This window comes from Frigidibacter sp. MR17.24, from assembly GCF_037095655.1.
Taxonomy (GTDB): domain Bacteria; phylum Pseudomonadota; class Alphaproteobacteria; order Rhodobacterales; family Rhodobacteraceae; genus Frigidibacter.
This window is the reverse complement of the sequence record NZ_JBAWKE010000013.1, coordinates 69976-80960: the sequence shown is the minus strand read 5'-3', so window position 1 is coordinate 80960 and position 10985 is coordinate 69976. Positions and strand designations below refer to the sequence as shown.

Here is a 10985-nt window from a genome sequence, read left to right as displayed (position 1 = left end):
TATGGGGGCAGAAGCCAGCACCACCACTACGGGATCACCCCCACCCTCAGATCCTTGCGCGAGTCAGCCCGCCACGGAGAACTTTCGACCGCCCCCTCGAGGGACGCCCGGAGGGGGTGACAGGCGTGCACCCCCTGTGCACCCCCCGTACACCCCCAACGGGCGGCCGCGCAGGGAAGCGTTAGGACTCGCCCCCGGCCCGGAGCCGGGTTGAGGAGAGGTCCGGGCCGGGTCCGGGGCCCCGGTCAGGCGCCGGCGCGCGCGGTCGCGAGCACGCGCTGGCGGGCCGCCATCGCCGCCGAGGCCGGCGGCGCGGCCCCGATCGCGAGCGGCACCTCGGTCTCGGCATGGTGGCAGGCGACGCGGGTCGGACCCACCAGCCGCGGCGCCGGACGCTCGGTCCGGCAGCGGTCGGTCGCGAGCGGGCAGCGCGGATGGAAGGCGCAGCCGGGCGGCGGCTTCAGCGCCGAGGGCGTCTCGCCCTTCATCGGCGCGGCCGCGGCGCGCAGGCCCGGCACCGGGCGCGGCGCGGCCTCGAGCAGGAGCCGGGTGTAGGGATGGCGCGGCCGCGCGAACAGCGCGTCCACCGGCGCCTCCTCGACCATGCGCCCGAGATACATCACCGCCACCCGGTCCGAGATGTGGCGCACCACCGACAGGTCATGGCTGATGAAGACATAGGCCATCCCGTGTTCGGCCTGCAGGTCCTGCAGCAGGTTCACGATCTGCGCCTGCACCGAGACGTCGAGCGCCGAGACCGCCTCGTCGCAGACGATCAGGCGCGGCCGGGTCGCGAGCGCGCGCGCGATGCAGATCCGCTGGCGCTGGCCGCCCGAGAATTCGTGCGGGTAGCGGTCGGCATGGTGCGGCCCGAGGCCGACCGTCGTCAGAAGCTCGTCGATCCGGGCGCGGGCGGCCTCGCCCCGGGCCAGGCCGTGCAGCGCCAGCGGCTCCATCAGCGTCTCGCGCACCGTCATGCGCGGGTTGAGCGAGCCGAACGGGTCCTGGAAGATCATCTGCATGTTGCGCCGCGCCGCCTGCAGCGCGCCGGGGGCGAGCGCGGTGATCTCTTCGCCATCGAGCCAGACCTGCCCGGCCGAGGGTTCGATCAGCCGCATCAGCGCGCGCCCGGTGGTGGACTTGCCGCAGCCCGACTCGCCCACGATCGCCAGCGTCTCGCCGGCCGCGAGGCTGAAGGACACGTCGGCCACCGCCTGCACCCCACCCCGCGCGCGGCCGAGAAAGCCGCCCTTGATCGCGAAGGTCTTGCCGAGGTTCTCGACTTTCAGCAGCGGTGCGCTCATGCGGCGATCTCCTCGATGGGGGCACGCCAGCAGGCGACCTGCTGGCCGGGGGCGACCTCGCGCAGCGCCGGCGCCTCGGCATGGCACTGCGCGGTCGCGAGCGGGCAGCGCGAGGCGAAGCGGCAGCCGGCGGGCATCGCCCAAGGCGCCGGCACCGCGCCCGGGATCGTGGCGAGGCGGTCGCTGTCGCCCTCGATCCGCGGGACGGCGGCCATCAGGCCCAGCGTGTAGGGGTGCATGGCGCTTTCGAAGAGCGTCGCGGCGGGCGCGCGTTCGACGACGCGGCCGGCATACATCACCACGACGTCGTCGCAGGTCTCGGCCACGACGCCGAGGTCATGGGTGATCAGCACGATCGCGGCGCCGGTGCGGGCCGAGAGATCCTTCATCAGGTCGAGGATCTGCGCCTGGATCGTGACGTCGAGCGCGGTCGTGGGTTCGTCGGCGATCAGAAGCTCGGGGTCGTTGGCGAGCGCGAGGGCGATCATCACCCGCTGGCGCTGGCCGCCCGACAGCTGGTGGGGATAGTCGTCGACGCGGGTCTCGGGCGAGGGCAGGCGCACGAGGTCCAGAAGCTCGATCGCGCGGGCGCGGGCGGCGCGGGCGCTGCGCATGCCGTGGGCGCGCAGGGATTCGATGATCTGGGCGCCGATCGTGTAGACCGGGTTCAGCGAGGTCATCGGTTCCTGGAAAATCATGCCCATGCGGCCGCCGCGCAGGGCCCGGCGCTCGGCTTCGGACATCTGCAGCAGGTCGCGGCCCTCGAACAGGATCTCGCCGCCGGCGTAGCGGCCGGGGGGCGTCGGGATCAGGCCCATGATCCCGAGCGAGGTGACGGACTTGCCGCAGCCCGACTCGCCGACGATGCCGAGGGTGCGGCCGCGGTGCACCTCGAAGCTGACGCCGTCGACGGTGCGCTGCCAGCCGCCCTCGGTGCGGAAGTCGACCGCGAGGTCGCGGACCTGGAGGAGGGGGGCGTCGGTCATGGCGTCTCTCCGGTCATCGGGGGGGGCGGCGGTGAAGGGGGCATAGGCGAAGGGCGCGGCCTGCCGGTCGGTGCGGCCGCGGGGGTCGATGTCGACAAAACGCGCCGCGGCCTCGTCCTGGGCGGCCTGCAGCCGGTCGAGGGCGGCGGCATGGTCGAAGGCGAGGGGCTTGCCGTCGCGCACGAGCGCGCGGCCGCAGGCGAAGGTGTCGGTGACCGCGCGTTCGGCGGCGACGTAGACCAGCGAGGCGACCGGGTCGCGCACCGGGCGCATCGCCGGGTGGGTCACGTCAGCCAGGAACAGGTCGGCGCGCATCCCCGGCGCGAGCCGGCCGATGTCGGGGCGCCCGAGGATGGCGGCGCCGCCGATGGTGGCGGCGTCGAAGGCCTGGTGGGTGCGGATGTCGTAGACGTCGCCCGACATCAGGCGCGAGTTGATCAGCGCGTGGCGGATCTCTTCGAGCATGTTGTGGGGATAGGTGTCGGTGCCGATGCCCATCGGGATGCCCGCGCGCAGGTAGCGCCCGAAGCTGCGCATCGCGATGGCGCGGCGCTGGAACACGGTGGGGCAATGCGCCACCGCGGCGCCCGACTGCGCAAGCCGCTCGAAATCGCGGCTGCCGGGCCAGACCGCCCAGGGATGGTCGTTGAGGAAGATCGCGTGGCCGATGATCGTGGTCGCGTCCAGCACCCCCAGATCGTCGAGCCATTCGATCGGCGTGCGGCCGTGGCGGGCGGTGATCTCGTTGAACTCGACCATGCTCTGCGCGGCGTGGATCTGCATCTTCAGCCCGCGCGCCTTCGCCGCGGCGTGGCTGTCGCGGATCAGCTCGGGCGTGCAGGTGTCGATCTGCGCCGGCGCGACCATGCCCGAGAGCCGGCCCGAGGGATGGGCGACGGCCGCGTCGATCACCGCCATCGCCTCGGCCATCGCGGCACGGCCGCCGTCCTCGGACCAGTCGTAGTCGACGCGGTGGCCGTTCGCCGTCGACCAGCGGGCCGAGCGGTACATCGGCGCCGCGATCCCGCGCAGCCCCGAGGCGGCGAGGGTCTCGATCCAGCCCGGATAGGGCACCGAGAGGTCGACGAGCGTGGTGACCCCCGACAGCGCCAGCTCGCCATAGGCGACCTGGGCGGCGGCGACCTGGCCCTCGGGCCCGGCGCGGAAGAGCGGCATGAATTCGTAGAGCGAGGACATCCGCAGCCCCGGCGAGCCGAGTTCGTCCAGCATGCCCTTGTTCAGCGGTTCGGAATTCGGGTGGGAATGGATGTCGACGAGGCCGGGGCAGACCAGCCGGCCACGGCCGTCGATCTCTTCGGCGACGGGGCCGGTCCAGCGGCCGCCGACCTGCACGATCTCGTCGCCGGCGAAGGCGAGGTCGCCGCGCTCGATCAGGCCGTGGCGGCCTTCGGCGGCGTTCCAGCCGAGGATCCAGTCGGCGTCGCGGATCACGGTGACGGGAAGCGTGGCGGCGGGAGGCGCGGGGTCGGTCATGCGGGGACTGTCCTGGCAGGGTCCGGGCGGCCCCGGGGGCCGGGGCCGGTCAGGTGGCAGAGGGGGCCCGGGGGCGACGGCGGCGCCGCCCCCGGGAGGCGATCACTCGGCGTAGCCGAGCTGCAGGCCCTTGTAGAGGCCGGCGCCGTAGATGTTGTGCGCCTTGAACGGCTTGAGCGTCTTGAGATAGGCGATCTGCATCGCCTTCTGGTCGATCGGCAGCCAGACGGCGGCGTCATGGACCTTTTCCAGCACCTTGCCGTAGTCCTCGGCGCGGGTGTCGGCGCTGACGGCGGTCATGCCCGACTTCAGCAGCTGGTCGGTTTCGGGGTCGTTCCAGTTCATCCGGTTCGGCGAGGGCATGTTGGCCGACAGGAAGTACAGGTTCAGCGCGTCCCCGGCCGAGATGTAGGGATAGCCCATCACGAACATGTCGAATTCCTGGGTCGCGACCTTGCCCCAGTAGACGGTCGCGTCGAAGGGCTGGATCTGCAGCTCGATCCCGACCTTCAGCAGGTCGGCCTGCACCGCCTCGGTCACCTGCTGCCAGGTGCCGGTGAAGGTGTAGAGCAGCGGCTGCAGCAGCTTGCCGTCCTTCTCGCGCTTGCCGTCGGCGTTCAGCTTCCAGCCGGCCTCGTCCAGCAGCTGCGCCGCCTTTTCGGGATCGTATTTCAGCAGCCCGTCGTCGATCGCCGGGTTGTAGTCGAGCGCGCCGGACGAGATGTAGGAATAGGCCGGGTCACGTTCGCTGAAGAACAGGTCCTGGGTGATGGCTTCCTGGTTCACGGCGAGGTTGATCGCCTCGCGGACCTTCACGTCCTCGACCATCGGCTTGTCGACCTTGAAGCCGATGAACTCGGTCCAGAACGCCTCGTCCGAGCGGACGACCTCGATGTTGGGCATCTGGCGCAGGCGCGACCAGCCGATGTCGGGCACGTAGGGCGAGACCTGGCCCTGGCCGGTCAGCAGCGCCGCGGTGCGGGTCGCGGCCTCGGGCACCACCTGCCAGGTCAGCTTCTCGACCTGGGCCGGGCCCTGGTTTTCATAGTTGGCGGGGCCCCAGTGATAGCCCTCGTGCCGGGTCATCACCAGCTTGTCGCGCGGGGTCCAGCTTTCCCAGCAGAACGGGCCGGTGCCGTCGAAGCCGGTGACGCCGAAGTTCTCGCCCAGTTCCTCGACCTTGTCCTTGTTCAGGATCGCGCCGAAGGACTGCGCCAGCTGGTAGAGCAGTTCCGAATGCGGCGCGTTCAGCTCGTACACCACGGTGGTCGCGTCGGGCGCGGTGATCGACTTCACGTCGCCCATCCGCCAGCGCACCGGCGACTTGGTGGCCGGGTCGTTCCAGCGGTTGAGCGAATAGGCCACGTCCTCGGCGGTCATCTTCTTGCCCGAGCAGAAGTCGACATCGTCGCGGATGTGGAAGGTGTAGGTCAGGCCGTCGTCCGAGATGTCCCAGCTCGACGCGATGAGCGGCTCGATCGTCTTCATGTCCTCGGCGAGGCCGACCATGCTGTCGGTGAGCATGAACAGCACCTCGGACCCGGCGAGTGCTGCGGTGCGCGGCGGATCGTAGTGGTTGCTGTCGATCTCGCGGATGATGGTGATCTCCTGCGCGGCGGCGGGCAGCGCCACGCCGAGGGCGAGCGCCGCGGCGCCGGCGGCGCGCAGCAGGGTCGGAGGAAGCTTGGATGTCATGTCTGGGTTGCCTTCCTGTTGGGTCGCTCGGTTCTGGTTGGGGTGGTCCCGATCCCGGTGCCGGTCTTGGTGCCGGTCTTGGCGTCGGTCTTGGTATTGGTCTTGGGGGGATCAGGCCTGGAAGCGCGGGTCGAGCACGTCGCGCAGGGCGTCGCCGGCCATGTTGGCCGCCAGCACCGTGATGAAGATGACAAGCGAGGGGATCACCGCGATATGCGGGGCGAACAGCAGGAAGTCGCGCCCCTGCGCCGCCATCATCCCCAGTTCCGCCTGCGGCGGCTGCGCCCCGAGCCCGAGGAACGACAGCGTCGCCCCGATCAGGATGATCTGTCCGAAGCGCAGCGACAGGAAGATCATCACCGACGAGATGCAGTTGCGCAGCAGGTAGCGGTGGAACAGCGTGAAGTCCGACAGGCCGACGGCGCGGCCGGCCTCGATGTATTCCTGCTTCATCACGCCGATGGCGATGCCGCGGGCGATGCGGGCGCAGTCGGGCAGCGACGACACGGCAAGCGCGAGGATCACCGGCAGCGTCCCCTGCCCCATCACCGCCACCAGCGCGAGGCCGAGCAGGATCGCGGGGAAGGACAGCAGGATGTCGACCCCGCGCATCACCCAGGGGTCGAGGCGGGGATAGAAGGCCGACAGCAGCCCGATCAGCGAGCCGAGGCCGCCGCCGATCACCACCGCGACGAAGCCGATGGTCAGCGTCAGCCGGGTGCCGAACAGCAGGCGCGACAGGATGTCCCTGCCCTGCCCGTCGGTGCCCAGCCAGTGGTCGGGATTGCCCCCGGCCATGAAGGCGGGCGGGGTCATGACGCTGCGCGAATTGGCGAAGGGGTCGTGCGGCGCGATCCAGGGCGCGAGGGCCGCGGCGAGGATCAGCGCGGCCAGCACCACCAGCGCCAGCGCCGCGGCGCGGTCGCGCAGCAGGCGGCGGAACCAGTGGGCGCGCGCGGGCGGCGCGGCGGCCGGGGTCGGCGCGGCGGCGGTCGCGGGTGCGGAGGCGGTTTCGGTCATCGCCATCTTACTTCCTCACCTTGGGATCGAGCAGCGCATAGAGGATGTCGACGATCAGGTTGATGGTGATGAACCCGAGCGCGAACAGCAGCACCGCCCCCTGGGCCACGGTGAAATCCGACGACAGGATCGCGCCGACGGCAAGCCGGCCGACGCCGGGCCAGCTGAAGATCGTCTCGGTCACCACGGCGCCGCCCAGAAGGTAGCCGGCCTGCAGGCCGATCAGCGTCACGACCGGGATCAGCGCGTTGCGCAGCCCGTGCTTCAGCACGACCCGGGTTTCCGAGATGCCCTTGGCGCGGGCGGTGCGCACGTGATCGAGCTTGAGCACCTCGAGCACCGAGGACCGCGTCATCCGCGCGACCGGGCCGATCAGGATCAGACCCAGCGACAGCGCCGGCAGGAACAGCGCGTTGATGCCGGCGGCCGTGTACCAGGGGCCGGGGCGGCCGATGAAGGTGAAGAGCGGCCAGTAGACGCCCAGGTACTGGATCAGCAGCAGCGAGATGAAGAAGATCGGCAGCGACACGCCCGCCACCGAGATCGCCATGATCGCCCGGTCGACGACGGTGCCGCGCAGCACCGCCGCCAGCGTGCCCATGCCGATCCCGAGAGGCACCGACCAGATCAGGCTTGCCAGCATCAGTTCGACCGTGGGCACGATCGCGGTGCCCAGCTCCTCGGTCACCTGCTTTTGCGAGATCAGCGACCGGCCCATGTCGCCGTGCAGCATCCGCTCGAGATAGGCCCAGAACTGCACCAGCACCGGCCGGTCGAGGCCCATGTCGCGCCGGATCGCCTCGACCACCTCGGGGGTGGCGGTGGGGCCGGCCATGACCCGGGCCGGGTCCCCCGGCACCAGCTGCAGCAGCAGGAAGCCGAACAGCAGCACCCCGATCAGCACCGGGATCGACAGCAGCAGCCGGTCGAGGATCGCGCGCCCCATCAGGCCGGTTCCGCCACCGGTGCCGCGCCGTGCACGACCTTGCCGCCCAGAAGCGTCATCACGCAGCCGGCCTCGAGGATCCGTTCGGGCGCGACGCTGAAGAAGTCGGTGTCGAAGACCGCGACATCGGCAAGCTGGCCCGGGACCAGCCGGCCCTTGCGGGTCTCGTCATGCACGCCGTAGGCGGCCTCGTAGGTGTAGCAGTGCAGCGCCTCGGCCACCGACATGCATTCGCCCTCGCCCAGCACCCGGCCGCCCTGCGAGCGGCGCGCGATCAGGCCGTAGAGGCAGGCGAAGGGATCGGGATCGGTCACCGGGCAGTCGGTCGAGGCCGAGGGGTGCAGCCCGCTGTCGAGCCAGGTCTTGAACGGATAGCAGTGGTGCGGCCGCTCTTCGCCCAGGCACATGAAGTAGCCGTCGCCGAAGAAGTAGAGGAACGAGGGCTGCCCGGCCGGGATCACGCCCATCGCCTTCATCCGCTCGAGCTGGTCGGGCCGGTGCCAGCCGCAATGCTCGATCCGGTGGCGCCGGTCGGGATCGGGCATCTCGGCATAGGCCTTCTCGTAGGAGTTCAGCACCATCTCGATCGCGGCATCGCCGATCGCGTGCGGCGCGATCTGGTAGCCCATGCGGTGCGCGGCGAGGGTCAGCGCGTCGCACTGCTCCTGCGTCACGCAGGGCACGCCGTAGTTGCCCGGCTGCTCGTGGTATTCCTGCGTCATCCAGGCGGTGCCGGCGCCGGCAGAGCCGTCGGTGAAGAACTTGACCGGGCCGATGCGGAACATGTCGCAGCCCGCGCCGGTCACCAGCCCCTCGGCATGGGCCTCGGCCAGCAGGTTCTTGTCCATGTCGCCCATCAGCGTGCCCGCCACGCGCACCGGCAGCCGGCCCTGCGCCAGCGCGTCCTGATAGGCGCGCAGCTCTTCCATGCCGTACCCCTGGATGCCGATCGCGGCCTCCATCACCGAGGTCACGCCAAGCTCGACCAGCTTGCGCCCGCCGCGCTCGATCGCGTCGACGAAATCGGCACGGGTCAGCGCGGGCAGCGCCTTCTGCACCGGCTCGCGGGCGTTTTCGTACAGCAGCCCGTTCAGCTCGCCGTTGTGGGTATAGCCGATGCGGCCGCCGAAGGGCGCCTCGCTGTCCTTGGTGATGCCGCCCGCCTGCATCGCAAGCCCGTTCGCGACGCCGGTATGGCCGCAGGTGCGCACCAGGTAGACCGGGTTGTCGGGGGCGACGGCGTCAAGCTCGGCCAGCGTCGGGTGGCGCAGTTCCTCGAGCTTGTCGTGGTCGTAGCCGCGCCCGAGGATCCAGGCGCCCTTGGGCGCGTCCTTCGCGGCCTCGGCCACCATGTCCAGCAGCCGGCGGACCGAGGTCACGCCGTTGCGCGCGCGCAGGTCGAGATGCAGCAGGTTCAGGCCGTAGTTGTGCAGGTGCATGTGCGCATCGTTCAGCCCCGGCGTCGCCAGCCGCCCGCCGAGGTCGATCACCTCGGTCCCGGGGCCGGCGAGGGCCGCGATCTCGGCCGCGGTGCCGGTGGCCAGCACCTTGTCGCCCGCGATCGCCAGCGCCTCGGCGAAGCCCTCGGCCAGCCCGCACCAGATCTTGCCATTGGTCAGGATCGTCGTCGCTTGGGTCATCGTGATGTCCTTGCTTGTCTTTCTGCGGCCAGGTCCGTGCGAGGCCGGGTCTTTCCGGGGCGGAACGGCGGGATCAGGCGTCGAAGCCGGGGCTGACGCGCCGGCACAGGCGCTGGTAGGCGGCCCATTCGCTGTCGGGCTTGCCGGCGGCGGCATGGGCGGCGACCCAGGCATCCTCCTGCTCGGCGGTGAATTCGGCCAGCTCGTCGGGCAGCAGCAGCGGCCGGGCGCCGGTCGACAGGATCGCGACCTGCGCCTTGCAGGCCCGCTCGAGGTCCATCATCAGGCGGAACGCCTCGCCGACGCTGCGGCCGCAGGTCAGCAGACCGTGGTTGCGCAGGATCATCACCTTGTGCTGGCCAAGGTCGGCGACCAGACGCTCGCGCTCTTCGAGGTTCAGCGCGATGCCCTCGTAGCCGTGGTACGCGACGCGGTTGAAGAACGGCGCCGACCACTGGTTCAGCGGCATCAGCCCCTCGTCCAGCGAGGCGACGGTGACGCCGGCCAGCGTGTGGGTATGGATCACGCAGGCGATGTCGGGGCGCGCGGCGTGGATCGCCGAGTGGATGGTGAAGCCCGCCTTGTTGATCCCGGCGCCGCCCTTGTCGTTCAGCACCCGCCCGTCGAGATCCACCGCCACGAGGCCCGAGGCGGTGACCTCCTCGAAGCGCTGGCCATAGGGGTTGATCAGGAACGCATGATCGCCCTCGTCCGCCGGCGCGCGGGCCGAGATATGGGTGAAGATGCTGTCATCCATGCCGAAATGCGCGATCAGCCGATAAGCCGCCGCAAGTTCCACCCGCTCACGGGCGATGGTCGCGGGCGGCGGCGTCAGGGTGGTGGCGTCGACGGGCATGGCAGGTCCTTGCAAGGCTTGGGAGGCTGTTTACCCGTCAAGGCTGGACCGAGTCGGTCGTCACAATCAACTGTCGACAGTCGAAAGAAGAACGATAGAGTCGACATTGCCGCGACGTTCGCCCCGGCGCGTAAAATTCGGGCACCGACCGAAGACGCGCTTGACCCCGGCAGCGGGCGCCGCGTCACTAGGGGCACAGAGCTGGGAAGGAACAGACGTGGACAGCGACAGCACGACAGGCAGGACATTCGCCGCTTCGCCCCGGGTGGCGGCCGACCCCGTGCCCGCGCCGCTGTTCGCCGCGCTCGAGCCGAAGGACCTTGTCAGCCGCATCGCCGACCAGGTGCTGCAGGCGATCAGCGACGGCCGCCTGCGCCCCGGCGAGAAGGTCGCCGAGGCGCGGCTCGCGCGCGAGCTTGGGACCTCGCGCGCGCCGGTGCGCGAGGCGCTGCGGCTGCTGGAGAGCCAGGGGCTGGTGATCGCCCAGCCCCGGCGCGGCTTCTTCGTGCATGCCCATGACGCGACCGAGCTTGCGGCGGCCTATGACCTGCGCGAATGCCTGGAGCTGCATTCGGCCGCGGCCGCGGTGGCACGGGTCACGCCCGAGGCGGTGGCCGCGCTGCGCGCGCAGATCGCGCTCTTGCACCGCATGGCGCTGGAGGGGCGCAGCCAGGACCACGTCGTCGAGGATTTCGCCTTCCACCGCATGTTGCTGGCGCTTGGCGGCAATGCCCGGATCCTGAGGGTGTTCGACCAGCTTTCGGCCGAGCTGCGCGCGGGCATCGCGCTGGTGGGCAAGATGTACCAGGACCCCGCCGAGATCGCGGAGTCGCACCTGCCGATCATTGATGCGCTCGAGGCGCGCGACGTGGCGCGGCTGCGGGCCGAACTGTCCGAGCACCTGCGCGACGCGCGCGAGGTGGCGCTGCGTCTCTATCGCGACGCGACGGCACCAGACGGGCTCTGAAGGCGGGCGCTGAGAGCGGGCGCGCCCCGGCGCCGTGACGACGTCGCGTCGCGTCGTCATTTGTACAATTCGAAGGA

8 protein-coding genes are annotated in these 10985 nt (G+C 70.7%); 1 reads left to right on the top strand and 7 read right to left on the bottom strand.

The window, feature by feature from the left end; all coding sequences use genetic code 11:
- Positions 1-245 precede the first annotated feature (245 nt).
- The 7 genes from V8J39_RS22195 to V8J39_RS22165 form a co-directional block, all read right to left on the bottom strand.
- Positions 246-1304, bottom strand: a complete 1059-nt coding sequence (locus V8J39_RS22195) for an ABC transporter ATP-binding protein (protein ID WP_336463160.1) — start codon at positions 1302-1304, stop codon at positions 246-248.
- On the bottom strand, positions 1301-3784 hold the full coding sequence (locus V8J39_RS22190) for an oligopeptide/dipeptide ABC transporter ATP-binding protein (RefSeq protein WP_336463159.1): 2484 nt from the start codon (positions 3782-3784) through the stop codon (positions 1301-1303). The genes V8J39_RS22195 and V8J39_RS22190 overlap by 4 nt, the downstream gene beginning before the upstream one ends.
- Positions 3785-3886: 102 nt before the next feature.
- Positions 3887-5479 carry an ABC transporter substrate-binding protein gene (locus V8J39_RS22185; protein ID WP_336463158.1) on the bottom strand — a complete coding sequence of 531 codons (1593 nt, stop codon included), beginning with the start codon at positions 5477-5479 and terminating at the stop codon, positions 3887-3889.
- Positions 5480-5590: 111 nt separating this feature from the next.
- Positions 5591-6505 carry an ABC transporter permease gene (locus V8J39_RS22180; RefSeq protein ID WP_336463157.1) on the bottom strand — a complete coding sequence of 305 codons (915 nt, stop codon included), beginning with the start codon at positions 6503-6505 and terminating at the stop codon, positions 5591-5593.
- Between the two features lies 1 nt (position 6506).
- The gene (locus V8J39_RS22175) at positions 6507-7445 is read right to left on the bottom strand and encodes an ABC transporter permease (RefSeq protein WP_336463156.1); all 939 of its coding nucleotides are present in this window, start codon (positions 7443-7445) and stop codon (positions 6507-6509) included.
- On the bottom strand, positions 7445-9085 hold the full coding sequence (locus tag V8J39_RS22170) for an amidohydrolase (RefSeq protein WP_336463155.1): 1641 nt from the start codon (positions 9083-9085) through the stop codon (positions 7445-7447). The genes V8J39_RS22175 and V8J39_RS22170 overlap by 1 nt, the downstream gene beginning before the upstream one ends.
- 73 nt (positions 9086-9158) lie before the next feature.
- On the bottom strand, positions 9159-9941 hold the full coding sequence (locus V8J39_RS22165) for a class II aldolase/adducin family protein (protein WP_336463154.1): 783 nt from the start codon (positions 9939-9941) through the stop codon (positions 9159-9161).
- Between the two features lie 217 nt (positions 9942-10158).
- On the opposite strand from V8J39_RS22165, the gene V8J39_RS22160 reads away from it, so the two are divergent.
- Complete coding sequence (locus V8J39_RS22160) at positions 10159-10908, top strand: GntR family transcriptional regulator (RefSeq protein WP_336463153.1); 750 nt, start codon at positions 10159-10161, stop codon at positions 10906-10908.
- Positions 10909-10985: the final 77 nt, after the last annotated feature.

Excerpts from the sequence above, each read along its gene's own strand:
- V8J39_RS22195 (WP_336463160.1), bottom strand. The coding sequence starts at position 1,304 with ATGAGCGCACCGCTGCTGAAAGTCGAGAACCTCGGCAAGACCTTCGCG.
- V8J39_RS22190 (WP_336463159.1), bottom strand. The coding sequence starts at position 3,784 with ATGACCGACCCCGCGCCTCCCGCCGCCACGCTTCCCGTCACCGTGATC.
- V8J39_RS22185 (WP_336463158.1), bottom strand. The coding sequence starts at position 5,479 with ATGACATCCAAGCTTCCTCCGACCCTGCTGCGCGCCGCCGGCGCCGCG.
- V8J39_RS22180 (WP_336463157.1), bottom strand. The coding sequence starts at position 6,505 with ATGGCGATGACCGAAACCGCCTCCGCACCCGCGACCGCCGCCGCGCCG.
- V8J39_RS22175 (WP_336463156.1), bottom strand. The coding sequence starts at position 7,445 with ATGGGGCGCGCGATCCTCGACCGGCTGCTGCTGTCGATCCCGGTGCTG.
- V8J39_RS22170 (WP_336463155.1), bottom strand. The coding sequence starts at position 9,085 with ATGACCCAAGCGACGACGATCCTGACCAATGGCAAGATCTGGTGCGGG.
- V8J39_RS22165 (WP_336463154.1), bottom strand. The coding sequence starts at position 9,941 with ATGCCCGTCGACGCCACCACCCTGACGCCGCCGCCCGCGACCATCGCC.